The following is a 24507-nucleotide window of genomic DNA, read 5'->3' as shown; positions in this document are numbered from 1 at the left end:
GCAAAGGGACCAACCAGTGCGCCAGCGTCACGCCTTTCTCACCTTCCTCGCGCTCCTGATCGCCAGCCTCGCCTTCGCGGTGCCGGCGCAGGCGCAGCGCATCAAGGACATGGGCCAGTTCCAGGGCCTGCGCGCCAACCAGCTGACCGGCTATGGCCTCGTCGTCGGGCTTGCGGGCACGGGCGACGACAGCCTCGACTATTCGACCTTGGGCATGAAGGGCGCGGTGCAGCGTTTCGGCCTGACGCTCCCCGCGGGCGTCAACCCGGCGCTGAAGAATGCCGCGGCGGTGATGATCACCGCCGAGTTGCCGCCCTTCGCCAAGCCCGGCCAGCGCCTCGACGTCACCGTCTCGGCGATCGGCAAGGCCAAGAGCCTGCGCGGCGGCACGCTGGTGCTCGCGCCGCTCTATGGTGCCGACGGCCAGATCTATGCGATGGTGCAGGGCAATCTCGTCATCGGCGGGCTCGGGGTCGATGCCGCCGACGGGTCGAAGCTGACGGTCAATGTGCCGTCGAGCGGGCGGATCGCCAATGGCGCCACCGTCGAGCGCGCGGTCGATACGGGCTTTGCCAGCAGCGAGATGCTGACCTTCAACCTCCATCAGTTCGACGCAACCAACGCCAAGGCGGTAACCGACGCGATCAACGGCGCGATCCCGGGCAGCGCGTCGATGATCGACGGCGCCAGCATCGCGATCCGCGCCGCGGGTGGAGGAGACGCCCGGATGCGGCTGATGTCGCAGATCGAGAACCTCGGCGTCCGGCGCACCGAGCCGCCCGCCAAGGTGATCGTCAACGCGCGCACCGGCACGGTCGTCATCAACGGCGCGGTGCGCGTCGGCACCGCCGCGGTGTCGCAGGGCAAGCTGACCGTGTCGATCAAGGAATCGCCGACGGTGGTGCAGCCGGCGCCGTTCAGCCGCGGCCAGACCGCGGTCGAGGAGTCGAGCGACGTCGAGGTCACCGAGGAATATCGTCCGATGATGTTGGTCCAGCCGACCGCGTCGCTCTCCGAACTCGTCGATGCGATCAACCGCATGGGCGTTCCCCCCGGCGACCTCGTCGCCATCCTCGAGGCGCTGAGCCAGGCCGGCGCGCTCACGGCTGAACTGGTGATCATATGACGACGCCCATCTCCTTCTCGTCGGCGACCCCGACGCCCGCGGCCGCCGGCGGCGGTGACGGCGGGTTGCGCAAGGCGGCCGAGGCTTTCGAAGCGGTGATCCTGCGTCAGCTGATGGCGTCGATGCGCCAGGCGAAGCTCGGCGACGATATCTTCGGATCGAGCGCGACCGACAATTTTCGCGAAATGGCCGACGCCAAGACCGCCGACAGCATCGCCGCGATGCGCCAGTTCGGCATCGCCGACATGGTCGAACGCCAGTTCCGTGGGCTTACGGGCAGTGGCCCGAGCAACCTTGGTGGAGGCGTGCAGTGAGCGATCTCCTCAGCATCGGCGCGAGCGGGCTCAAGGCCTATTCGCGTGCGATGACGACGATCGGCGACAATATCGCCAACGCCCAGACGCCGGGCTATGCGCGCCGCACCCTTGCGCTGCGCGAGGCGGCGGGGGCGGGCGATTCGCCGCTGATCCGCGCCAATGTTCGCGCCGGCGGCGTCGCGATCGGCGGGCTCAGCCGCTCGGTCGACAAATGGCTGATCGACGACGCGCGTACCTCGTCGGGCGAGGCCGAACGCGCGGCGACGCGGCTGTCGTGGATGAACCGGACCGAAGATGCGCTGAGCGACGACAGCAATGGCATTTCGACAGGCCTCACCAAGCTGTTCACCACCGCAGACAAGCTGACCGCCGATCCGAACAACCGCACGCTGCGCGCCGAATTCCTGCAGACCGCAAAGGATATCGCCACGGGGTTCCAGAGCACGGCGAAGGAACTGGCGGGCATGTCCGAGGGCATTTCGGGCGCCGCCGGAACCGCGGTCGGCGAACTCAACGCCAATCTCGACGCGCTCGAGCGGATCAACGACGGGCTGCGCAAGGCGCGCCCGGGCTCGACCAACGAGGCGAGCCTGCTCGACGAGCGCGACCGGCTGGTCGACCAGATTTCGTCGCAGATGCCGGTGACTACCAGCTATGACGCCAAGGGTGCGGTGACCGTGCGCGCGGCCTCGTCGGGCGACATGCTCGTCGGCAATGCGACGGTGACCCATGTCGCGGTCGCGACCGGCGCCGACGGGCGGCTGAGCTTCACCGCCGGCGGCGCGGCGCTCGACCCGGGGTCGGGCAATCTCGCGGGCCTCGCGCAGGCGGCCGACCATGTCGCGGGCCAGCGCAGCGGGCTCGACGCCGCGGCGGCAGCGTTCGCGGGACAGCTCAACGCCGCGCACCAGGCGGGCACCGACGCCAATGGCAATGCGGGGCAGCCCTTGTTCAGCGGCACTACCGCCGCGACGCTGACCGCGACGTCGCTGTCGCCCGATCAGGTCGCCGCCGCCAATGCGAGCGGTTCGAACGGCAATATGCTCGCCATCGGCGGCATGCGCGGGGCGAACGATCCCGAAGCCGCCTGGTCGGGCCGCCTCGCCGACCAGGCGCAGGCGACCGCCTCGGCGGGCGCGCAGGCCGCCGCCGTGGCGACGCGCGCCGACGGCGCCGCCGCCGCGCGCGACAATGTCAGCGGGGTCGACCTCGACCAGGAAGCCGCCGACCTGCTGCGTTTTCAGCAGGCCTATTCGGCCGCCGCGCGCACGATCCAGGTCGCGCGCGAGACGATGCAAGCGCTGCTGAGCGCGATTTAAGGAAAGGGCGCCACGATGATCAACGCCGTTGGCAACCGCATGACGCGCGAGATCGCGCGCCAGTCGAAGCTCTCCGATGCGCTCGACCGCATCCAGACGCAGATTTCGAGCGGCAAGAAATTGCTCCGCGCCTCCGACGATCCCGTCGTGTCGCGCCGCATCGCGACGATCGGCAAGGCGCAGGCGAGCGCCGTGACCTGGGCCGCGAACGTCAAGACCGCTTCGGCGCAGGTGTCGCAGGCCGACACCGCGCTGGGTTCGGTTGGCAATCTTCTGACGCGTGCGCGCGAGTTGACGCTGTCGGCGGCGAGCGGCACGACCAACCCCGCCGACCGCGCGAGCATCGCCGCCGAACTGTCGGCGATCGCCGACGAGATCGACGGCTTCGCCGCGACGCGCGATTCCAACGGCGAGCCGCTGTTCGCCGCCAATGCCAAGCAGGTCCGCTTCGACGCCGATATCAGCTTCGCACCGATCCCGTCGGCGGGCGACGCCTTCGTCATAGGCGGCAACAGCCTGTCGACCGGGCTGCGCGACGCCGCCACGGCGATCGCGGCGAACGACCAGGCCGGAATGAACACCGCGCTCGACCGGTTGCAGAGCGCCATCACGCATGTCGCCGACCAGCGCGGCGCGATGGGCCTCTCGGCCGGCCGGCTCGAACGGATCGGCGACAGCCTCGAGGCGCGCGGCATCACGCTCGCGGACGAACGGTCGGTGGTCGAGGACACCGACCTGTCGGTCGCGATCGCCGAACTCAACGCGCAGAAACTGACGCTCGACGCCGCGCAGGCGGCCTTCGCGCGGATCAACCGGCAGACGCTGTTCGATTTGTTGAGCTGATTATTTCGGTTGGGCGGACACTTTCCGCTCTCTCCCCTTCAGGGGAGAGATACGCAGGCTTGCCGGTTTACCGGCTAGCCGAAGTTGAGAGGGGTATGACGGCATCCCCCTCTCCAAGCTCCGCTAACTCCTGCCGGAGCAAGCTTCGCTATCCTCTCCCCTGAAGGGGAGAGGGCTTTGGGTCGCACGGGCAATTTCGCCCGATCCCCTAAATCTTTCGCCGCCGCTGTCGTTAAGCATCAAGACGTCCCGTTTTTTTTGCCGGGGGCATAAGCCCCCGACTGGAGTTATTCAGCATGTTCCCCGTCATCGGCATCATCGTCTTGATCCTGCTGGTTTTCGGAGGATTCGCGCTGACCGGGGGCAATCTGGAGCCCGTGCTCCACGCGCTGCCGCACGAAATGCTGATCATCGGCGGCGCTGCGGTCGGATCGCTGATCATCGGCAATTCGGGCAAGGAATTGAAAGCGCTGGGTGGCGGCTTCACCAAGGTGTTCAAGGGGCCGAACTACAAGAAGGCCGACTATCTCGACTGCATCCTGCTCGTCTCGACGCTGATGAAGATGATGCGCACCGAGGGGCCGGTCGCGGTCGAACCGCATATCGAGGATCCGGCGAGCTCGCCGATCTTCCAGCAATATCCGCGGCTGCTCAAGGACCAGACACTGGTCCACCTGATCTGCGACACGCTGCGCCTCGTCGTCGTGTCGTCGGGCACGCTCGATCCGCATGCGGTCGAGGAGGTGATGGACAGCGCGATCAAGAACCACCACCATCATGCGATCAAGCCCGCCGACGGGCTGCAGAGCCTGGCCGATGCGCTGCCCGCCCTCGGCATCGTCGCCGCGGTGCTCGGCGTCGTGAAGACGATGGGATCGATCGACCAGCCGCCCGAGGTGCTTGGCGCGATGATCGGCTCGGCGCTCGTCGGGACCTTCCTCGGCGTGCTCCTCGCTTATGGCTTCGTCGGTCCCTTCGCCAGCCGCGCGCGCGCGGTGATCGAAAGCGACGCCGCCATCTATCACACCGTCAAGCAACTGATCATCGCCTCGCTCCACGGCCATCCGCAGCCGCTGGTGATCGAAGCCGCGCGCTCGGGCGTCGACCATGACAACCAGCCGAGCTTCGCGGAAGTCTTTGATGGCATGCGAGGTCGCTGATGGCCGCGCGCCCGAATACGCCCTTACGGCCGATCATCGTCAAGAAGGTCATCGAGGCGCCGCACGCCGGCCATCATGGCGGCGCATGGAAGGTCGCCTATGCCGACTTCGTGACCGCGATGATGGCCTTCTTCCTCTTGATGTGGCTGCTCGGCGCGACGACCGAGAAGCAGCGCAAAGCGCTCGCCGACTATTTCGCGCCGACGATCGTCCAGACCAAGCAGGATACCGCGGGCGCGACCGGGCTGTTCGGGGGCGACTCGCTGGTCGCCGCCGACAAATATCCGCACGGCGCGGCGCAGACGGGCACCAAGTCGATGACCATCCCGCGCGACGCCGAGGGCGGGCCGCGCGAAGCATCGGGGCGCGAGATGCAGCGCGCCAATTTCCAGAAGCTCGCCAAATCGCTGCTGCGCGAGGTGCAGGCGAAGAGCGAGATCCGCCGGCTGGCGCCCAACATCCGCTTTACCGAGACGCGCGAGGGGCTGCGCATCGACATCGTCGACGACGCCAATTTCTCGATGTTCGTCGTCGGCACCAACCAGCTGACCCCCGACGCGACGCGGCTGTTCGCCGAGATCGCCAGGATCGTCGCCGAGGTTCCGAACCAGGTGATGATCCGCGGCCATACCGACGCCAGCCCCTGGTCGGCCAAGACGGGGATGAACAATTGGCGCCTGTCGGTCGAGCGCGCGGAAGTGGCGCGGCAATATCTGGCCTATCGCGGCATCGGTTCGGACCGCTTCGCGCGCATCGAGGGGGCCGCCGATACCGAGCCCTATGTCCCGTCGGACCGATTCGATCCGCGCAACCGCCGCATCTCGGTCACCCTCGGCTGGGACACCGGCGGCCAGTAGCGGCAAGAATTGGTGCCAATCTGGCAGCATCGAAATCCTTAACGACGCAGTTCCGTCGCCGTTGCCGCCAGATTGGCAATAACTATTTGTTTTGAAAGAGTTAGGTCTGTTTGGTTAGCAGTTTGTTTACCAGATTCCGCAATCTCTCTGGTCATCGAGAAGCGCCGAATTCGGGGGGCGCGGTGGAGACCGAAATGACCAAGGTGGGGAACGGCAGCGACCAGGCTGCCCTGGAAATGCTGATCATCGGGCACAGCCCCGCGGCGCAGCGACTGCGCGACATGATCCGCCGCGTGGCGCGTTCGAACGCCTCGGTGATGCTCTGCGGCCCGTCGGGCTCGGGCAAGGAACTGGTGGCCCGCGCGATCCACGACGAAGGCGTCCGTTCGGGCAAGGCCTTTTCCGCGATCAACTGCGGCGCGATCCCCGGCGACCTCATCGAATCCGAATTGTTCGGGCATGAAAAGGGCAGCTTCACCGGCGCCCATGCCCGCCGCATCGGCCATTTCGAAGCGAGCGAGGGCGGCACGCTCTTCCTCGACGAAATCGGCGACATGCGCTTCGACATGCAGGTCAAACTGCTCCGCGTGCTCGAAGAGCGGACGATCGTCCGCGTCGGCAGCAGCGACGTGAAGGCCGTTGACGTCCGCGTCATCTCGGCCACCCACCAGGATCTCGGCACCGCGATCGCCGATGGCAAGTTCCGCGAAGATCTGTTCTTCCGGCTCGGCGTGGTCGTCCTCCAGGTCCCCAGCCTGGCCGACCGCGTCGAGGATATCCCCGCGCTGATCCGCCATTTCCAGCGCAAGATGCCCGGCGAGGCGAAGTGCCGCTTCGACGAGGCCGCGATGGCGCTGCTGATGCGGCACCGCTGGCCGGGCAATGTCCGCGAGCTCCGCAACTTCGTCGAGCGCGCCAGCGTGCTGCACGGCGGCGAGACGCTCGGCGCCGAGGACGTCGTTATTCTTTTGAACCCCACCGCAGCGCTTCAGCCGCGACAGGCCATCCCCACCGGCTATGTCGCGGCTGAGGCCAGCGCGGACGACAGCACGCCGGCGATGCCCTTCGCCAAGGCGCCGGCACCGGGCCGCCCGATCGACCTCAAGCGCGAGATCGAGACGATCGAGCTCGAGCAGATCCACGTCGCGCTCGACCTCGCCGACGGCATCATTTCGGAAGCCGCGCGCCTTTTGACGCTCAAGCGCACCACGCTCATCGAAAAGATGCGCAAATATGGAGTTCAGCAACAGGCAGCCTGAGCGTCCCCACCCGTCTCAGTGCCGCTGAATCGGCACCGGTTCGCTTCCCACCCCATACCAGTCCCCACCTTGGTCGCGGGGCAGGGGAGCGAGCCGGTGCCGACGTTTTTTTTGTTGTTCCCCTCCCTGAAAGGGAGGGGTTAGGGGTGGGTGCGAGCGTAGCGAGCCGAAAGAAAGAGCGCCGCCTACGGCGGCAACCCACCCCCAGCCCCTCCCTTGCAGGGAGGGGAGACAAAGCTCCGCTATCGTACGAGAATCTATCGCAACTGCCGCCAGGCGCCGCTTACCGTCTGGATGCCCTCGAGCAGCTCGCCCAGCCCCTCGGCATCGTTCGCCGCGACCGCCTTGTCGAGCTTGCGGCGCATGCTGCCATAGACGCGCGTCAGCGCCGCCGCGACGTCGCCGCCGGCCTCATGGTCGAGCCCGGCATCGAGCCCGATCAGGATCGCGCGCGCGCGGTGCGCGGGTTCGGTCGCCGAGATCCGCTGTCCTTGGCGCACCATCGCCGCGAGCACGCCGACCGCGATCTCCAGCTCGTCGTAGAGCATCGTGACGAGTTCGACGGGGTCGGCGGCCGCGGCGCGGCTTTCGCTCTGCATGCGGCGATAGAGGCCGGTCGCGCGGACGGTCGAGGCGGTGGCTGGCACGGCGGACACCCTCAATTGTTATTCTGGTTGTTCCACATCTCGATCTGCTGTTCGAGATAGGTCTGGGTCGCCTTGAGCGCTGCGAGCTTGGCGTCGAGCCCGCCGAACTGCTTTTCGAGCCGCGCGGCATAAGCCTCCTCGCGCTCCTCGATCTTTTCGAGCTGTTCGGTGAGCGTCTCGCCGCGGTCGGCGAGCGATTTGGTGACGCGCTCGAGCACGCCGTCGGTCGCGAGCGCGCTGTCGCGGATCGCGTCGAGCGCGAAGGCGATGCCGGGATCGCTGGTTTCGGTGTGCGTCGCGTCACGGCGCGGGTTGAAGATCGCCTCGACCGCGCCGGCGTCGGACGCCAGCACCTTGTCGAGCTTGGCGCTGTCGAGCGACAGCAGCCCGTCGCGGGTCGACGAGATGCCGATGTCGCTAAGCTTGTTGATGCTGCCGTGGCTGGTCAGCGCCTTGCTGATCAGCGCCGACAGCTCGCGTTCGAGTTCGCGGAGCCCGGTCGTCGCGCCCGACATGCTCGATGCTGACTGCAGGCTCTTCTTGACCTGGTTATAGACGTCGACGAAGTCGGCGACGGTCTGCTTGATCATGTCGAGCGGGCGGCTGGCGCCGATGTCGACCGGCTGGCCGGGCGCGGCCTTCTTGAGCGTCAGCGACATGCCGGGGACGACGTCGTCGACGATGTTCGAGGCGCGGCTGAAGGTGACGCCGTCGAGGGTGAATTCGGCGTTGGTCGCGCTCTGGCCCAGCGTCATGCCGCCGCCCGAGCCATAAGCGAAGGCATTCAGCGCAGGAGTCGCGGTCTCCAGCGTGAAGCTGTTCGCGGCGCCCGTCGGGCCTTTCAGGATCATGCGGTACCCGCCGTCGTCGGCGACGATGGACGCGCTCACTCCGGCGCCGCTGGCGTTGATCGCATTGGCGAGGCCGTCGAGGCTGTCGTTCGTCGCGTCGATGGTGATCGTCTTCGCGACCCCGCCGACGGTCAGCGTCATCGTGCCCTGGCCGATTGCCGCCGTCTTGTCGGCGACGATGGCCGAATAGGCGGTCTGCGCGCGCGCCAACTGAGTGACCTCGATCGTCGCGGCAAAGCTGTCGGCCGACAGGCCGGCGCGCGAGGTGGCGCTCAGCACGCTGTCGTCGGAGACCGTGGGCGTGCTGCGCAGCGTGCCGTCGGACACCATCTGGCTCAGCGAATTTGCGAAGCCCTCGAGATCGGACTTGGCCTGCGCGACCGCGCTGATCTTGACCTGGTTCTTATTGACGAGTTCGGTGACCCGCTCGACCTTGGGCTCGCGCGACGCGGCGGCGAGGTCCTTGACCAATTGCTGGGTGTCGATGCCCGATCCGAAGCCGAGACTGTTGGCGATTGAGCTGACCATGCGCGCTATCCTTCGAAGCTGTTAACGGCAGCGCGTGGGGGAGATTAAGCGGGTTGGGTGTGGGTTTTGTGCGCAGGAGGCGGGATTGGGGTGGATTTCAGACCTAAAACCCCTCCTCTTCAGAGGAGGGGCAGAGAGACTTGGTCCGGCGTAGCCGGGCCTTAGTCGAACGGGGTGGTGGCCGAAGGCTTACGCCCAGCCGCGAACACCACCCCGCTGCGACTAACGAACAAGTTCGTAAGTCTCGCACCCCCTCCTCTGAAGAGGAGGGGCTGGGAACGGCCGCTAACGCCCAAAACCGGACCTAAGCCTGCTTCCGCCCATCCGCATCGAACCAGTGCGTTGCCGGCACCTCGATGTCGGGCTGCGCCGGACCCTCGGCGGCCGCGCGTTCGAGGCGGAAGACGAAGGCGAGGATCGTCGCGACCGCGACGAAGAGTTCCTCGGGGATCACGCGACCGGCGCGCGCGGTGAAATAGATCGCACGCGCCAGCTGCGGATATTCGAGGATCGGCACGTCGGTGCCGCGCGCGAGTTCGCGGATCGCGAGCGCGACCTCGCCGCGGCCGCGCGCGACGACCACCGGCGCGGCGTCGATGCCGGGGCGATAGCGCAAGGCGACCGAGAAATGCGTCGGGTTGGTCAGGATCACCGTCGCTTCGGACACCGCCTTGCGCGCCGATCCGCTCAGCATCTCGTGCGCGCGCTGGCGCTGCGCCTGCTTGAGCTCGGGCGCGCCGTCGGACTGGCGCATCTCTTCCTTGATTTCCTGCTTGCTCATCATCAGCCGCTTGCGCCGCTGGAGCCATTGCACGGGCACGTCGATCAGCGCGATGATCACGAGGCCGCCGGCCATCGTCAGCACCGCCCGGCCGACCGCCTCTCCGGCAAGGCCGATCGCCGAATGGAGGTCGCTCGACGCGAGATGCAGGATCGCGGGCAGGTTATTCGCGACGAACCAGTAGCCGATCGTGCCGAGCAGCAGCACCTTGGCGAGCGCTTTCGCAAGCTCGGTCGCGCCCTGCATCCCGAACATGCGCTTGAGGCCGCTCAGCGGGTTCATGCGATTGCCCTTGAAGGCGAGCGCCTTGCCGCGCCAGCCCATCGAACCGAGCAGCGCGGGCGCAGCGAAGGCCGCGAGCAGCGCCGCGGCGAACAGGCTGGCGAGCGGCAGCAGCACCTCGGCGCCGTTGCGGAGCAGCGCCTCGCCGGGCGCGAAGTCGGTGACGTCGCCGCGATCGAGCGTCAGCCCGCGCGAGACGAGCTCGCCTGCGGTGCGCATGAACCAGCCGCCCGCGGCGACCAGCCAGCCCGCCGCGACGAGCATCATCAGCGCGGTCGCGAGTTCGCGCGACTGCAGCACGTCGCCCTCGCGCGCCGAATCGGCGAGCTTCTTGGGCGTCGGAAGTTCGGTCTTCTGGTCCTTCTCGGTCGCGCCCGCCATGGCTCAGCCCCCCGCGACCATGCGCGCGGCGTCGAGCGCGTCGGACAATATCTGCGCTAGCCCCTCGGCCATCACCGGGGTCGCGACGCCGAGCAGCACGACGCCGGCGAGCAGGGTCGCCGGGATGCCGACCGCGAACAGGTTGAGCGCGGGCGCCGAGCGGCCGATCACGCCCATGATGATCTGGACGAGGATCAGCACGAAACCAACGGGCAGCGCGATGGTCAGCCCCGCGGCGAACATCAGGCTGCCGAAGCGGATGATGCCGCCGATCGTCTCCCAGGAAGGAAAGGCATTGCCGGGCGGCAGCGCGCTGTAGCTGTCGACGATGATCGAAATCAGCACCAGATGGCCGTCGGCGGCGAGGAAGATCGCGGTCGCCAGCATCGAGAGGAACTGGCCGATCGCGGAACTCGACGAACCGCTCAAGGGATCGATCATCGACGCGAAGCCGAGACCCATCGCGTTGCTGATCGTCTCGCCCGCGAGCAGCGCCGCGGCGAGCCCCATTTGCAGCACGAAGCCCATGGCGAGGCCGATGACGACCTCGCCGATGACGAGGAAGAAGCCCGGGACCGAGACGATGCCTTCGGGGGGCAGGGTCATGCCCGACGCGGCGACCGCGGGCACGCCGACCGCGAGCGCGATGACGAGGCGGAGCTGGACGGGGACGTTCGCCGCGCCGAACACCGGCGCCGCGAGGAAGCAGGCGCCGGGGCGGATCATGCCGAGCATCCACAGCTGCAGCATCGCCTCCACATTGGGGATGTCGGCGGGGTTCATACTTGTCCGGGCGGCTTTACCTTCCCCCTTGATGGGGGAAGGATACGAAGCCTTGCCGCGGAGCGGCTAGGCGGAGTTGGATGGGGGTGACGGTGCGCCCTTGCACCGCAGCTTGAGGCCGCGAGCGCACCCCCACCGCTGCGACTAGGCGGCTTCGCCGCCAAGTCTCGCTGCCTCCCCCATCAAGGGGGAGGGGAAGGGGGGAGGTGCCGGTCATCGGACGAGCGTCGGGATCTGCGCGAAGATCTCGCGGGTGAAATCGGTGAGCAGCACGAGGATGCTGCCGCCGAAGATCGCGAGGCAGATTGCGGCGACGATCAGCTTGGGCACGAAGGTCAGCGTCTGCTCGTTGATCGAGGTCGCCGCCTGCACCATGCCGAGCAGCACGCCGACGATCAGGATCGGGATGAGCAAAGGCGCGGTCGCGAGCGCGAGGATCCACAGCGACTGCTGCGCCACGCCGACGAAATAATCGGCTTCCATTAGGGTCTACCAACATGGGATTGAACCGCCTTGACGGAGCCGATTTTGGCCCAGTGCAAGGCGCGAGGAGAGGCGCGATGTGGTTCATCGTGCCCGACGAGCAACGCCGCAATGGGCCAAAATCGGCCCGCCCCGAAGGGGTTGCGCTGTGCAGCCCGCTGAGCAGCGTCGCGGGTCTTGCACGGGCTACCGGCCCGCGCTGCGCCCCGCTCCTTGTCAGCGGGCTGCACAGCGCAATCAAGGTGGATCAATCCCATGTTGGTAGACCCCTGCTAGGTCCCGAACGATGCGGCGAGCGAGCCCATCGTCAGCGCCCACCCGTCGACGAGGACGAAGAGCAACAGCTTGAAAGGCATGGAGATGATCGTCGGCGACAGCATCATCATACCGAGCGACATCAGCGCCGATGCGACGATCAGGTCGATGATCAGGAAGGGCAGGAAGATCAGGAAACCGATCTGGAAGGCGGTCTTGAGTTCGCTGGTGACGAAGGCGGGGAGCAGGATCGAGAAGGGGACGTCCTTCGGGCTCGCATAGCTCGGCGCTTTCGCAATTTTCGCGAACATCATCAGATCGGACTTGCGCGTCTGGGTCAGCATGAAGCCGTGCAACGCATCGCCCGACCGCGACACCGCGACGCCGATATCGATTTGTTCCTGGCCATAGGGTTCGATCGCGACGCGGTTCACCTCGGTGATCACCGGCGCCATCACGAACAGCGACAGGAAGAGGCTGAGACCCACAAGCACCTGGTTCGGTGGGGTCTGTTGCAGCCCGAGCGCGTGGCGCAGGATCGACAGCACAATGATGATGCGCGTGAAGCTGGTCATCATCAGCAGCAGCGACGGCAGCACCGTCAGCAGGCTCATCAGGACGAGGATCTGGAGCGACAACGACAGCGGGCGGCCATCGCCGCCCAGTTCGTTCACCGCGCGGCTGAGGCCATTGGCCTCCTGCGCATAGGCCGCGGGCGCCGCGACCAGCAGCGCCACGCCGCCGGCGATCACCGCGGCGCGCAGCCAGTTTTTCCTAGTCGACATGGAAGTCGCCCTGGCTGTTGTCGGCGAGGCGGGTGACCGCGCCGCGCGAGACCGAGAGCAGGATGCGCTGCCCGGCGAACTCAACGACGGTCAGCTTGGTGCCGGGGCCGAGCGGCAGCACGTCGATCATCTCGATCGCGCGCGTCCGCTTCGCGCCCTGTCCGGGCAGCTGGAGCGTGCCCATCTGGACCTTTTTCCACAGCCACAGGCTGCCCCACGCCATGCCGCCGACGAGCGGCAGCAGGATGAGGAGGCGCAATATATATTCGAACATCAGGCCCTCCGGTCGAACCCGGCGAGGCCGCGGTCGGGGGCGACGACTTCGGCGACCTGGATGCCGTAGCGGCCGTCGACGTTGACGATCTCGCCGCGCGCGATCAGCGTGCCATTGGCATAGATGTCGAGCAGCTCGTTCGCGGCGCGGTCGAGTTCGACGACGCTGCCTTCCGACATGGCGAGCAGTTCGGCGAGGGTCATCGAGGTCGATCCGACCTCGACCGACACGCGCAGCGACACGCCCGCGAGCAAGTCGAAATTGGGCGCCGCCGCCATGTCCTTGGCGCCGCGGCGTTCGCCGCGCGCGGGGGCTTCGCTGAGATCACTCATCACCGGATCCTCTTTCGATATGCTCGATCATTATGGCCGCATTTCCATTCGCTTCGCCGATGCTTCCGGCGGCGAAATGCCGACCGGCGACGGTTACCGGAACATTGCGTGGAATGGTTAACGGAATGATATCACCGACCTCCAAACCGAGCAGTTTGACCAAAGAAATTTCGGGACGCGCCAGGACCGAGCGCACGGGCAGGCGAACCGTCTTCAGCGCGCTGTTGAGCGTCGCGGTCCATTCGGCGTCGGCGGGCGCCTCGTCGCGGAGATCGGGACCCGATTCGACGTCGGCGATGCCGCGCAGCGCCGCGACCGGATAGGCGCAGGCGATCGTCCGGCCGTCGAGCACGCCGCCGCGCAAAGTGAAGCGCTGGACGAGCAGTTCGTCGTCGGCGCGCACCGCGGCGAGCTTGGCGCCGTCGGTGGTGACGCAGTCGAGTTCGGGCGCCATCCTGTCGCCCCAGGCGGCGGCGAGCTGCAGGCCGATGTCGCGGCCGAGCCGCGCGGCGAAGCGGTCTTCGGCGTCGGTCAGATCTTCGCGCTCGCTCGCGAGCTGGCCCTTGCCGCCATAGAAGATGTCGACGAGCTGGAGGATCAGCGGGCGCGCGCCGGCGAGCAGCACCGGGCCCTTGAGCGGCGGCGCGTGGTAGCGCCAGAAGATCGCGGGCGCGGCGGCGGCGCACCAGTCGGCGAAGCGCACACGTTCGGCGGCTTCGCGCTCGACCTGCACCGTCGGCGCACCGAGCGCGCGGATCAGGTCGCGCAGGCTCCGCGCGAACTGGTTCGCGACGCCGTCGAGCAGCGGAAAGGCATAGCCGTCCTCGGCCTTGCGCAGCAGCAGCGACGCATTCGCGTCGTCGGCCGGCCTGGCGGCGGGCGGTGCCTTGGCTGCGGGCGCTTTCGGCGCCTTGAAAGGGTTGGTCTTGGCGCTCACTGGATCACCATGTTCGTGAAATAGACATTGTCGATGCCGCCGAAGCCTTCCTTGTCGCGCAGCACGCCGTTGATCGCCCCGGTCAGCTGGCGCTGGAGCTGCTGCTTGCCGTGCGAGGTCGAGATCAGCGCGGGATCCTGCTCGGCGAGCACCATCAGCACCGCCGATCGGATCGGCACGTCCTGGCGGCGGATGTTCGCGATGACCTTGCCGTCATAATAGGTCGACAGGCTGATCCCGACCTGCAGGAAACCCGACCCGTCGGCGAGGTTCGTGGTGAAGCTCTGCTCGATCGGATAATAGGTGATCTCGTATTTGCGCGGGTCGACCTTGAACTTGTCGTTGGGAACCGACACCGTGCCGACCTTGGGCGGGGCTTCTTCCTTCTTGCCCTCGGCGGCGGGCTCTTCCTCGCTCTCGCTGCGCACGACGAGCTTGGGATAGAAATCCTCGGGCTTGGGCGCCGTCTTGGCCATGCCGACGCCGAAATACATGCCCGCCCCGGCGCCGGCGCCGATCAGCGCCGCGGCGCCGACGCTGATCATCAGCAGCTTCTTCATCTTGCCGCCCTTCTTCGGCGCGGCGGCTTCGGTCTTGTCCTTGGTCATCGGTCGGCTCCTGTTAAGGCGATTGGTCAGGCGAAGCGGCCGCGGCGTTCGCCGCTCCGCTCGTCACGGGTTTCGGTGCGCGCTTCGGCGCGGTCATCGGCGGTTTCGATCAGGTGGCTCGCATCCTGCGCGCCGCTGCGACCCTGGCCCTGCTGCGACTGGCGGCCGGTCTCGTTCGGGGTGCAGGTCACCTGCGTGTCGGCGACGCGCACGCCCTGTTGGCGCAGGTCGTCGGCGAGGCGCGTCTGCGCCGCGGTGACGATCGCCGCGGTGGCCTCGTGCTGGGTGTCGAGCTTGACCGACACGCCCTCGTCGCCCGCCATCATCGACACGTCGAGGCGGCCGAGGTGGCGCGGCATCAGGCGAAAGCTGATGTCGCCCGACGCCGACTTGGTCGCGGCGATATCGGCGGCGAGCTGTTCGATCCAGGCGTCGTCGCTGCTGAGGTCAAGCGTACGTTCGGCGATCGTTGCGACGGGGGCGGGGGCGCCGATGGCGGTCGTTGCTGCGGCGATGGGCTGGGCGAAGAGCACGGTCATCGACGGCTCGGCGGCGGGCTTGGCCGCCAGCGGCTCGAGCGCGGCGAGGACCGGCAGGGCCGGCGTTGCCGCATTGTCGCGGACTTTCGGCGCGGCGGTCGGCAGCGCGGGCGCATCGTCGCGGCGCGGCTTGGCGGCCGGTGCAGCATAGGCGGTGGGTTTGGCAGCAGGGCGCGCTTCTGTGGGCGCGGCGGCTGGAGCGAGCGCGGCGAGCGCGGGAGGGGCGGGGGCGTTGTTGCGGGCCCTGGGTGCAGCGGCCGACAGCGCGGGTGCGTCTTCGCGGCGCGACTTTACGGCCGGCGCGGTTTCGGCGGCGGGCTTGCCGACGGGGTGCGTCTCCGCGGGCGCGGCGGCTGGGGTCAGCCAGGCGACGGCGGGCGCGGCTTCGGCGGCGACCCGGGGTTCGCCTTCGCTTGTTGCTTCGCTTTCGGTCGCGGATACAGCGACCGTCGGCTTGGCGGCGGCGGGCTTGCCTGTCGGGACCGTGAACTGCGCCAGCGTCGCGAGCAGTTCGTTCGCGGAGACGATGGCCTTGTCGGGCGATGCCGCCTCGGCCTTTGCTTCGGGTGCGGGACCGGAGATGTGCGCGTCGGGCAGTTCGACCGCCTTGGGTTCAGCATCCGTGCCAGCTTCAGGCGTGGTCGGCATCGCCTCGTTTATGAAGCGTCGCATATCCAACAGCCGTTCGCCCTGAGCTTGTCGAAGCGTGGAACGAGTCACGTGCCTCGTTCCACCCTGGGCGCCTGCAAGGCAGTCGAAGGGGGCCGTATTTTCGTCTTGCGGCGTCGAGGAGAAGGACGGTGCTTCGACAAGCTCAGCACGAACGGGGATAGGTGACGAAACGGATTTGGTGGATGAGGCTTGGACGGCCTGCATCTGGTCGGCGACGGGTGCCGCAGTGGGGGCCGCTTGCACGCTGGCAATCGCCGCCACCACAACCGGTGCAGGCAGGCGCATGGCGTCGGCGATCGGCGCCGTCGGAACGGCGGCTTTCGTCTGCGCGGCGACGAGCTGGTCGAACGTGCCCGCTTCGCCTGCCTCGCCCGGCTGCGCGGGCATCAGTATCGCGAGCAGCGAGGGCGTTGGCGCCGTCGAGGTCTGCGGCAGGGCAGGCATCATGCGATGCCGCCGTCGATCAGGCGCAGGCGCATGCCGCCGCGAAACGGGCGGTTGGCGTCGGCGCGGCGTTCCATTTCCTGCTCGGCGCTCTTGCGGCTGCGCTCGTAGAGGCGCACCGCCGATTCTTCCTTGACCATCGCGCTTTGCGCGAGCGCCCCCATCTGGTCGCGGCGCGCGCTGGCGCCCGCCGTCGGCGCGACGAGATTTTCCTTCGCCATGTCGAGCCGCATGCCGAGCTCGCCGATCGTGTTGAGCGCGCGCCCGGCGACCGCGCCCTTCGCCATCGCGAGGTCGGAGCGCAGCACCTCGAGCCGCTTGCCGAGCTCGACGAGGTTCGCGAGCTCGCTGGTTGCGCGCGCGAGATTGGCCTCCGCCATCTGATGTTCGACGCTGCGCACGCGGATGATCCGTTTGCGGCGCGCGGTGCGAGAGGTCATGCACTATATCCTTCAACTAGAGCTTGGCGGGAGGTGGTGAAATCGACCCGGGCCTTGGCGCCCTGCGACACGAAAGCGAGCTGTTCGGCGCGGCATGCGATCGCGGTGTCGAGCACCGGATCGCCGCCGGCGACGTAGGCGCCCATCAGCATCAGGTCGCGATTCTCTTCATAGGCGGACCAGAGCTGGCGAAAGCGCGCGGCGGCGGCGGCATGCTCGGCATCGACCGAGTCGACCATCGTGCGCGACAGCGAGCGGGCGACGTCGATCGCCGGATAGACGCCTTGCTCGGCCATCGCGCGCGACAGGATGATATGGCCGTCGACGATCGCGCGGGCAGAGTCGACGACCGGGTCGTCGATGTCGCCGCCGTCGGCGAGCACGGTGTAGAGCGCGGTGACCGAGCCGCCGGTCGCCTTGTCGATGCCCGCGCGTTCGCACAGCGAGGGGATCAGCGCGAAGACCGAGGGTGGATAGCCCTTCATCGTCGGCGGTTCGCCCAAGGTCAGCCCGATCTCGCGCTGCGCATGTGCGACGCGGGTCAGGCTGTCGATGAGGAGCAGGACCTTCTTGCCCTCGTCGCGGAACGCCTCGGCAATCGCGGTCGCGCGCATCGCGGCGCGGAGGCGGAGCAAAGGCGGGTGGTCGGCGGGGACCGCGACGACGACCGATTTCTTGCGGACTTCGGGGGGCAGCTTGGTCTCGACGAAGTCGCTGACTTCGCGGCTGCGCTCGCCGATCAGGCCGACGACGATCACGTCGCAGTCGGTGCCCGCGATCATCTGGCCCATCAGCACCGACTTGCCGACGCCCGAGCCCGCGATGATCGCGACGCGCTGGCCTTCGCCGACGGTGAGCAGGCCGTTGATCGCGCGCACGCCCATGTCGAGCGGGCGGGTGACGCGGCCGCGGCGCAGCGGATTGGCCTTGCGCCCGGCGAGCGGCCACAGGAATTGCGACTTGATCGGCGGGCGGCCGTCGAGCGGGTTGCCCTGCGCATCCATGATCCGGCCGAGCAAAGTCTTGCCGACGGGGACCATCGAGCTGGCGCCATGCGGTTCGACCGGCGCGCCGGTGACCAGCGGCTTGTTCATGTCGAAGGGCAGGACGAGGCTGCGGTGGCCGCGAAAGCCGACGACCTCGCCATAGACATAGTCGTTGTCGGCCGACTTGATGCGGACGTTGCTGCCCAAAGGCTGCGGGAAACCCGAGACTTCGAGCATGATCCCCTCGTGCGCGACGAGCGTGCCGATGCGGCGCGGGCTCGCCTTGGCGATGTCGACGGGGGCGAGCAGCTGCTGCGCCGAAAGGGCGAGGCGGCGCGTCATGCGGCGTCTTCCTCGCGGCCCAATGCGGCGCGTAATTCGTTCAAATAGACCGCACGGCCGTGCTCGATCCAGCCGGCCGAGGTTTCGACGCGGACGGTGCCGCGCATCATCGCCGCGTCGGCTTCGATCGGCAGGCGGATGTCGCTGTCGATCAGCAGCGCGGCGTCCTGCGGGTGGACCCACAGGGTGCGCGCCTTGTCGGCCTCCGACACCAGCGCAGCGGCGGTTTCGGCCTGGTCTTTGAGCCAGACGGCGTCGATCGGGGCGTCGGCGACGATCTGGCGCACCAGCCGCTCGACGGTCTCGGCGATCAGCTGCGCGAGTTCCTCGCTCGGTTCGTCCTGCAGCGCCTCGGCGCCCGCGACGAGCGCGAGCAACTGGCCGCGCTCGACCACGAACCCGGCTTCGGCGAGGCGCTGGCCCTCGGTGAGACCCTTTTCGAACGGGTCTTCGCCGGGCTCGATCTCGACCGATGCCTGTGCAGCGGCAAGCTGGGCCTCCTGCTCGCGCACGGCGGGGTCGAAGGACATCGGGCGGAAGCCGCCCTGCCGCGCCATCGCCATCGCGAGCGGGGTGGGGGCGAAGCCGGGATCAGACATAGTCGTCGCCCGCGCCCGCGATCATGATCTCGCCCGAGGCGGCCATCTGGCGGACGATCGTCATGATCGCCTTCTGCGCGTCGTCGACGTCGGTGCGCTTGACCATCGACATCTCGGCCATTTCGTCGCGGATCGTTTCCGATGCGCGCTGCGACATCGTCGAGAGGCAGAGGTCGACCATCTCGTCGCCGGCGCCCTTGAGCGCGACCGCGAGCTGCGCCGCGTCGACGCCGCGCAGGATCATGCCGAGGCTCTTCATGTCGAGGTCGCGGAGATTCTCGAAGATGAACATCTCTTCCTCGATCGTCTGCGCGAGCTGGCGGTCGGATTTCTTGAGGTTGCGGATCGCGCGCTCGCTGGCCGACTTCGACATTTTCTTCATGATCTTGGCGACGTCGCTGGGGCCGCCGATCGGCTGTTTGGCGACGCGCTGACCGCCGATATTGGCGGCGGCGAGCACCGATTCCAGATCCTCGATCGCCGCGGCGGGGACCGACGACAGCTGCGCCGCGCGCAGCACCAGATCGGCCTGCAGCACTTCGTCGAGCGTCTCGATCGCGCGCGCCGCGATGTCGGGGACCAGCACCGACAGGATCAGCGCGCCGACCTGCGGATGCTCGCTGGCGAGCAGGCCGCTGATGGCGTCGACGTCCATCCAGCGCAACATTTCGAGCGATGCGGCGCTCGACTGCGGCGCGACGGCGGCCAGGATATTGTCGGCGCGGACATTGCCCACCGCCTGGTTGATCACGGTGCGGATGCGCGTGTCGGCGCCGACGCTGAACGCGCTGACCGAGCGGCTGCGCGTGACGAAGCGGTCGAGCGCCTGCTCGATCTGGACTTCGGTCGCATTGGCGGCGTCGAACATGCCCTTGGCCAGCTGGCGCACTTCGGCAGGATCGAGATGCTTCAGGATCGTCGCGGCTTCGCTTTCGTCGAGCAGCATCAGCAGGATCGCGGCGGCCGCCGATCCCTCGACCGGCGCCTTGGCGGGCGGGGTGCCGAGGTCGGTGTCGAGATCAGCCACGGGCGCCCTCCTGCATCAGCTGGCGCACGACGATCGCGGCGCGCGCCGAATCCTGGCGGACGAAGGCGCGGACCAGGTTGGCGCGGTCTTCGTAGCTCGGCGCCGCCTCGATCATCTCGAGGGTGATTTCGCGGCTGCGCGGACGGGGCAGGGCGGGGTTGCCGCCCTCGGCGGCCGCCATCAGCGATTCCTCGAGCGCGGCGTCGCGTTCGGCGCGCGCGGCTGCCCGTGCTTTTGTGGCCTTGATCAGCGGGCGGCCGATGAAGAAGAAGGCGAGGATCGCGACCAGCACCGCGCCGATCTGCTTGACCAGCGGCAGGAACCAGCCCTGTTCGTAGAAGGCGGGCGACGCGTCCTCGACCTTGGCGAAGGGGCGCTGGCTGATCGCGACCTGGTCGCCGCGCGCGGCGTCGAAACCGACCGCGCCCTTCACCAGGCCGTCTATCTTGGTGATGTCGGCGCGGGTCAGCGCCTTCGAGCCCTGGTTGAGCGCGACCGCGACCGAAACGCGGCGCAGCTGGCCTTGCGGGCGATGCGTCACCGAAATCTCGCGGCCGACTTCATAGGCGCGCTGGGCATTTTCGTTGCTCTGCGTCGTCGGCGCGGCGGCGCCGGGGGCGGTGCCGCCCGGGGTCTGGTTCAGCGCCGAGGCCGGCGGCGGCTGGTTCGACAGCGCGCCGGGGACGCCGACCGCGGGCGCTTCGCCCTGGCCGCTGACCGAGCGGGTGACCATCTCGCTGGTGAGCGCGCGGTCGTTCTCGGGAAAGCTCTCGCGCGTCGCCTGGCTTTCGGACATGTCGACGTCGGCGTGGACCTCGACGGTATAATTGCCGGCGCCGAGCATCGGGCCGAGCATGCTGTCGAGCGCGCGGCGGAAGCGGTCCTCGATCTGGGTCTGCAGCTGGAAGGCCTGCATGTCGCCCGACGTCGCCGAGTCCGACAGCAAAGCGCCGCGCTGGTCGATCACCGACACCTGGTCGGCGTTCATCCCCGGCACCGACGAGGCGACGAGGAAGCGGATCGCCTGCACCTGGCCGTCGCTGAGCGTGCGGCCGTTCTGGAGCGTCAGCATGACCGAGGCGGTGGCGGGCTTGTCCTCGCGCACGAACAGGCTGGGTTCGGCGGCGGCGATATGGACGCGTGCGCCCTTGACCGCGTCGATCGCCTCGATCGTGCGCGCGAGGTCGGCCTCACGCGCCCCGCGCAGCGTTTCGCCCTCGATCGCGCGGCTGGCGCCCATCGGGAGCGCGCCGATCATCTCGCTGCCGTCGGCCGACGCCTTGGGCAGGCCCTGCCCGGCGAGGGCGATGCGCGCGGCGTGCAGCTTGTCGGCGTCGACGGTCAGCGCGCCGGTGGCCGGGTCGATCGTATGATTGATGTCCTGCGCGGTGAGCGCGTCGGCGACCGCGGCCTTGTCGGCATCGGCAAGTCCGGCGAAGAGCTGCGTCTGCGGCGCCGCGGCGGTTGCGAAATAAGCGAGCGCGGCGATACCGATCGCCGCGGTGGTGGCGATCGCGGGCAAAGCACGCTGGAACGCGGGCTGGCGCAGCGCCTGCTGGATCGGCGCGAAGCGGCCGCCCATCGCGGGGACGGGGAGGCGGCGGTCGCTGCCGTCGTCGACGGGGCTCAGGATCTGGGTATCGGCCATCGGGTCAGACCGGCATGTTCATGATGTCGCGGTAGGCGGAGAGCAGCTTGTTGCGCACCTGCAGCGTGGTCTCGAAGCCGAGCGAGGCCTTCTGGCGCTCGATCATCACGCTGACGATGTCGTGCGTGTCGCCGCGCTCATAGGCTTCGGTGATCTCGCTCGCCTTCGACTGCTGGGCGTTGACCTGCTGCAGCGCGGCCGAGATTGCCGACCCGAAATCGGGGGTGCCGGCGGCGCTGTCGACGCCGCCCGCACCGCCGCGCCCCGCGGCACGTTGCAGCGCTTCGTTCTGATTGAGGATCGAGCTGCGCATCTGCAGCAGCCGGCTCTGGTCAATCGTGCTCATAAATCATCCGTCCTCACCGCGGCATCGCGCCGCACGCAAAGAGTAATGCAAAGCGCGTGCCAAAAGTTTTTATCTTTGAAAAACATGGATATAATTATGAGCGCGCTGTGGGATTAACCCTGTCCGGCGTTTTTTTGACGTGCCGCGCTTAAGCCCCGCCACCGCCCGCCGTTACTGCAATCGTGAAGCTCGCCGAGCCGCACACCATGGGAATGGCCCTTGGGGGGCCGGAAAGGGAACTTATGACTGTTATCAACACCAATGTGAGCGCGCTCCGCGCCCAGAATAACTCGCGTGTTGCCGAACGTGCGCAGTCGCAGGCGATGGAACGCCTGTCGAGCGGCAAGCGCATCAACAGCGCCAAGGACGACGCTGCCGGCCTCGCCATCGCGACCCGCATGGACGCCAATGTTCGCGGTCTGAACCAGGCGGTTCGCAACGCCAACGACGGCATCTCGCTGGCGCAGACCGCCGAAGGCGCGATGGGCGGCATCTCGAACATCCTCGTTCGCATGCGCGAACTGGCTGTTCAGTCGGCCAACGGCACCAACAGCACCACCGACCGCGGTGCGATCCAGACCGAAGTCACCGCCCTGCTCGCGCAGATCGGCGACATCGCCACCCGCACGACCTTCAACGGTACGGCGCTGCTCGGCGGTTCGGCCAGCATCGACATCCAGACGGGCACCGCCAGCGGCGAAACCGTCAACATCGCGATCGGCAACCTGACCGCCACCGGTCTCGCGGTCGGCGCGGTCGACCTGTCGACGGCCGGCGGCGCGGGCACCGCGCTGGGTCTGCTCGACACGGCGATCCAGACGGTCGCCACGCAGCGCGCCAACCTCGGTGCGCAGCAGAACCGCCTCGAATCGACCGTCGACAATTTGACGTCGACCGTCACGAATCTGTCGGCGGCTAAGTCGCGCATCGAAGACACCGACTTCTCGGCGGAATCGACGAAGCTCGCCGCTGCCGGTATCCTGGCCCAGGCATCGACCGCGATGCTCGCTCAGGCGAACCAGAGCCAGCAGGGCGTGATGAACCTGCTGCGCTAAGTAAGAGTACCCGAGACTCAGGCTATATTTGGTTGGTCCCTTAAGTAGCCTGATCGAGCGCCCCGGCCCCCCACGGCCGGGGCGTTCACTGTTTTCCGTCAATGGGCGGCGAAGCGCTTGCCCCTGCGGCGCAAATGATCCAACGGGTCCCCCGACAGACAGGGGAGCCCGAGATGAGCCATCAGCAGACCGCCGCCGCCGCAACCGTTTCGGAGCGCGCCCTTGCCATCGGCACCCGCGTCGAAACCTTCGTCCGCACCGTCGTCGCCCCCTATGAGAGCGACCCGCGGCGCGACCATCATGGCGCGCCGACCGACGAGCTGGTCGACGAACTCAAGGCGAAGGCGCGCGCCGCGGGGGTGCTGACCCCGCATATCCTGGCGGACGGCGACCATCTGACGCAGGTCGAGACGGCTTATGTGCTGCAAAAGACCGGCCTGTCGCCGCTCGGCCCGCTCGCGTGCAACACCGCGGCGCCCGACGAGGGCAATATGTACCTGCTCGGCAAGGTCGGCAGCCCCGAACTCAAGGCGCGCTTCCTCGACCAGCTGGTCCAGGGCCATGCGCGCTCGGCCTTCTTCATGACCGAGCCCGCCGAAGAGGGCGGTGCCGGGTCCGACCCCTCGATGATGAAGACGACCTGCCGGATGGACGGCAACCACTGGGTGGTGAGCGGCCGCAAATGCTTCATCACCGGCGCCGACGGCGCCAAGGTCGGGATCGTGATGGCCAAGGCCGAGGATGTCGCCGCGGGCGGCGGCGCGTGCATGTTCCTCGTCGATCTGCCCGACCCCGCGATCCGCATCGAGCATGTGCCGAACACGATCGACAGCTCGATGCCCGGCGGCCATGCGACGGTGATCATCGACAACCTGCGCGTCCCAGCCGACCAGATGCTCGGCGAGGCGGGCGAGGGGTTCAAATATGCGCAGATCCGCCTCAGCCCCGCGCGCCTCTCGCACTGCATGCGCTGGCACGGCGCCTGCCAGCGCGCGCACGAGATCGCGACCGACTACGCCAACCGCCGCACGGCCTTCGGCAAGCCGCTGATCGACCATGAGGGCGTCGGCTTCATGCTTGCGGAGAACCTGATCGACCTCAAACAGGCCGAGCTGATGATCCGCTGGTGCGCCGAAGTGCTCGACACCGGCGACCTCGGCACCGCCGAAAGCTCGATGGCGAAGGTCGCGGTGTCGGAGGCGCTGATGCGCATCGCCGATCGCTGCGTCCAGGTGATGGGCGGCACCGGGGTCACCGACAAGACGATCGTCGAGCAGGTGTTCCGCGAGGTGCGCGCCTTCCGTATCTACGACGGCCCGACCGAGGTCCACAAATGGAGCCTCGCCAAAAAGATCAAGCGCGACTGGAAGAACGCCAACGCGGGATAATCTGCCGGGGAAGGCAGGGCCGGTTTTGGGTGGTTGCTGCCGTTCCCCAGCGCCTCCTCTTCAGAGGAGGGGCAGCGAGACTTACGAACTTGTCCGTTAGTCGCAGCGGGGTGGTGCTCTCGGGCGTGGCGTAAGCCTGCGGCCACCACCCCGTTCGACTAAAGGCCCGGCTGCGCCGGACCAAGTCTCTCTGCCCCTCCTCTGAAGAGGAGG

Annotated in this window: 26 protein-coding genes; 9 read left to right on the top strand and 17 right to left on the bottom strand. The window is 67.9% G+C overall.

Annotation, left to right across the window (positions count from 1 at the left end):
- The first annotated feature begins 55 nt into the window (after nucleotides 1-55).
- The 7 genes from AC1RNQ_RS05435 (at nucleotide 56) to AC1RNQ_RS05405 (ending at nucleotide 6881) form a co-directional block, all read left to right on the top strand.
- Complete coding sequence (locus AC1RNQ_RS05435; RefSeq protein WP_493170585.1) at nucleotides 56-1126, top strand: flagellar basal body P-ring protein FlgI; 1071 nt, start codon at nucleotides 56-58, stop codon at nucleotides 1124-1126.
- On the top strand, nucleotides 1123-1440 hold the full coding sequence (locus AC1RNQ_RS05430; protein ID WP_493169546.1) for a rod-binding protein: 318 nt from the start codon (nucleotides 1123-1125) through the stop codon (nucleotides 1438-1440). The genes AC1RNQ_RS05435 and AC1RNQ_RS05430 overlap by 4 nt, the downstream gene beginning before the upstream one ends.
- A complete protein-coding gene (gene flgK / locus AC1RNQ_RS05425; RefSeq protein ID WP_493169545.1) occupies nucleotides 1437-2762 on the top strand; it encodes a flagellar hook-associated protein FlgK in 1326 nt (441 codons plus the stop codon). The genes AC1RNQ_RS05430 and flgK overlap by 4 nt, the downstream gene beginning before the upstream one ends.
- A gap of 15 nt (nucleotides 2763-2777) precedes the next feature.
- Nucleotides 2778-3605: a flagellin gene (locus AC1RNQ_RS05420; protein ID WP_493169543.1), complete on the top strand. Its 828-nt coding sequence runs from the start codon at nucleotides 2778-2780 to the stop codon at nucleotides 3603-3605.
- A 296-nt stretch (nucleotides 3606-3901) separates the two neighbouring features.
- A complete protein-coding gene (gene motA / locus AC1RNQ_RS05415; protein ID WP_493169541.1) occupies nucleotides 3902-4765 on the top strand; it encodes a flagellar motor stator protein MotA in 864 nt (287 codons plus the stop codon).
- Complete coding sequence (locus AC1RNQ_RS05410; RefSeq protein WP_493169540.1) at nucleotides 4765-5622, top strand: flagellar motor protein MotB; 858 nt, start codon at nucleotides 4765-4767, stop codon at nucleotides 5620-5622. Before motA ends, AC1RNQ_RS05410 begins: the two co-directional genes overlap by 1 nt.
- 194 nt (nucleotides 5623-5816) lie before the next feature.
- A complete protein-coding gene (locus AC1RNQ_RS05405; RefSeq protein ID WP_493169538.1) occupies nucleotides 5817-6881 on the top strand; it encodes a sigma-54 interaction domain-containing protein in 1065 nt (354 codons plus the stop codon).
- Between the two features lie 257 nt (nucleotides 6882-7138).
- On the opposite strand, the gene AC1RNQ_RS05400 is transcribed toward AC1RNQ_RS05405, so the two are convergent.
- The 17 genes from AC1RNQ_RS05400 to fliE form a co-directional block, all read right to left on the bottom strand.
- A complete protein-coding gene (locus tag AC1RNQ_RS05400) occupies nucleotides 7139-7528 on the bottom strand; it encodes a flagellar export chaperone FliS (protein WP_493169537.1) in 390 nt (129 codons plus the stop codon).
- Nucleotides 7529-7539: 11 nt separating this feature from the next.
- Nucleotides 7540-8907 (bottom strand): flagellar filament capping protein FliD, encoded by a 1368-nt coding sequence (gene fliD / locus AC1RNQ_RS05395; RefSeq protein ID WP_493169536.1) that lies wholly within the window; start codon nucleotides 8905-8907, stop codon nucleotides 7540-7542.
- 304 nt (nucleotides 8908-9211) lie between these two features.
- On the bottom strand, nucleotides 9212-10351 hold the full coding sequence (locus tag AC1RNQ_RS05390; RefSeq protein ID WP_493169535.1) for an EscU/YscU/HrcU family type III secretion system export apparatus switch protein: 1140 nt from the start codon (nucleotides 10349-10351) through the stop codon (nucleotides 9212-9214).
- A 3-nt stretch (nucleotides 10352-10354) separates the two neighbouring features.
- Nucleotides 10355-11134, bottom strand: a complete 780-nt coding sequence (gene fliR / locus AC1RNQ_RS05385; protein WP_493169533.1) for a flagellar biosynthetic protein FliR — start codon at nucleotides 11132-11134, stop codon at nucleotides 10355-10357.
- Between the two features lie 213 nt (nucleotides 11135-11347).
- Entirely contained in the window at nucleotides 11348-11617 is a 270-nt protein-coding gene (locus AC1RNQ_RS05380) for a flagellar biosynthetic protein FliQ (protein WP_058808057.1), read from the bottom strand.
- Between the two features lie 272 nt (nucleotides 11618-11889).
- Nucleotides 11890-12657 carry a flagellar type III secretion system pore protein FliP gene (gene fliP, locus AC1RNQ_RS05375; protein ID WP_493169531.1) on the bottom strand — a complete coding sequence of 256 codons (768 nt, stop codon included), beginning with the start codon at nucleotides 12655-12657 and terminating at the stop codon, nucleotides 11890-11892.
- On the bottom strand, nucleotides 12647-12931 hold the full coding sequence (locus AC1RNQ_RS05370; protein WP_056349463.1) for a flagellar biosynthetic protein FliO: 285 nt from the start codon (nucleotides 12929-12931) through the stop codon (nucleotides 12647-12649). Before AC1RNQ_RS05370 ends, fliP begins: the two co-directional genes overlap by 11 nt.
- Nucleotides 12931-13263 (bottom strand): flagellar motor switch protein FliN, encoded by a 333-nt coding sequence (fliN, locus tag AC1RNQ_RS05365; RefSeq protein ID WP_058808055.1) that lies wholly within the window; start codon nucleotides 13261-13263, stop codon nucleotides 12931-12933. Before fliN ends, AC1RNQ_RS05370 begins: the two co-directional genes overlap by 1 nt.
- Nucleotides 13256-14200: a FliM/FliN family flagellar motor switch protein gene (locus AC1RNQ_RS05360; protein WP_493169528.1), complete on the bottom strand. Its 945-nt coding sequence runs from the start codon at nucleotides 14198-14200 to the stop codon at nucleotides 13256-13258. Before AC1RNQ_RS05360 ends, fliN begins: the two co-directional genes overlap by 8 nt.
- Nucleotides 14197-14808, bottom strand: coding sequence for a flagellar basal body-associated FliL family protein (locus AC1RNQ_RS05355; protein ID WP_493169526.1), 612 nt, complete (start codon nucleotides 14806-14808; stop codon nucleotides 14197-14199). Before AC1RNQ_RS05355 ends, AC1RNQ_RS05360 begins: the two co-directional genes overlap by 4 nt.
- Nucleotides 14809-14834: 26 nt before the next feature.
- Nucleotides 14835-16019 carry a flagellar hook-length control protein FliK gene (locus AC1RNQ_RS05350; protein ID WP_493169524.1) on the bottom strand — a complete coding sequence of 395 codons (1185 nt, stop codon included), beginning with the start codon at nucleotides 16017-16019 and terminating at the stop codon, nucleotides 14835-14837.
- A gap of 443 nt (nucleotides 16020-16462) precedes the next feature.
- Complete coding sequence (locus AC1RNQ_RS05345; RefSeq protein ID WP_493169522.1) at nucleotides 16463-16903, bottom strand: hypothetical protein; 441 nt, start codon at nucleotides 16901-16903, stop codon at nucleotides 16463-16465.
- Nucleotides 16900-18231, bottom strand: coding sequence for a FliI/YscN family ATPase (locus AC1RNQ_RS05340; RefSeq protein WP_493169521.1), 1332 nt, complete (start codon nucleotides 18229-18231; stop codon nucleotides 16900-16902). Before AC1RNQ_RS05340 ends, AC1RNQ_RS05345 begins: the two co-directional genes overlap by 4 nt.
- The gene (locus AC1RNQ_RS05335) at nucleotides 18228-18830 is read right to left on the bottom strand and encodes a FliH/SctL family protein (RefSeq protein ID WP_493169519.1); all 603 of its coding nucleotides are present in this window, start codon (nucleotides 18828-18830) and stop codon (nucleotides 18228-18230) included. The genes AC1RNQ_RS05340 and AC1RNQ_RS05335 overlap by 4 nt, the downstream gene beginning before the upstream one ends.
- Nucleotides 18823-19857 (bottom strand): flagellar motor switch protein FliG, encoded by a 1035-nt coding sequence (locus tag AC1RNQ_RS05330; protein ID WP_493169517.1) that lies wholly within the window; start codon nucleotides 19855-19857, stop codon nucleotides 18823-18825. The genes AC1RNQ_RS05335 and AC1RNQ_RS05330 overlap by 8 nt, the downstream gene beginning before the upstream one ends.
- Complete coding sequence (fliF, locus tag AC1RNQ_RS05325; protein ID WP_493169515.1) at nucleotides 19850-21505, bottom strand: flagellar basal-body MS-ring/collar protein FliF; 1656 nt, start codon at nucleotides 21503-21505, stop codon at nucleotides 19850-19852. Before fliF ends, AC1RNQ_RS05330 begins: the two co-directional genes overlap by 8 nt.
- Nucleotides 21506-21509: 4 nt before the next feature.
- On the bottom strand, nucleotides 21510-21851 hold the full coding sequence (gene fliE / locus AC1RNQ_RS05320) for a flagellar hook-basal body complex protein FliE (RefSeq protein ID WP_493169513.1): 342 nt from the start codon (nucleotides 21849-21851) through the stop codon (nucleotides 21510-21512).
- Between the two features lie 242 nt (nucleotides 21852-22093).
- Here fliE and AC1RNQ_RS05315 point away from each other — a divergent pair, with 242 nt between their 5' ends.
- Together AC1RNQ_RS05315 and AC1RNQ_RS05310 are read left to right on the top strand one after the other, a co-directional pair.
- Nucleotides 22094-22906, top strand: coding sequence for a flagellin N-terminal helical domain-containing protein (locus tag AC1RNQ_RS05315; protein ID WP_493169511.1), 813 nt, complete (start codon nucleotides 22094-22096; stop codon nucleotides 22904-22906).
- A 173-nt stretch (nucleotides 22907-23079) separates the two neighbouring features.
- Nucleotides 23080-24294, top strand: coding sequence for an acyl-CoA dehydrogenase family protein (locus AC1RNQ_RS05310; protein WP_493169509.1), 1215 nt, complete (start codon nucleotides 23080-23082; stop codon nucleotides 24292-24294).
- Nucleotides 24295-24507: the final 213 nt, after the last annotated feature.

The sequence above is a fragment of the Sphingopyxis sp. GW821-FHT12F08 genome (assembly GCF_058806755.1).
The sequence above is the reverse complement of the archived record's forward strand: the minus strand, read 5'-3'. Positions and strand labels throughout refer to the sequence as shown.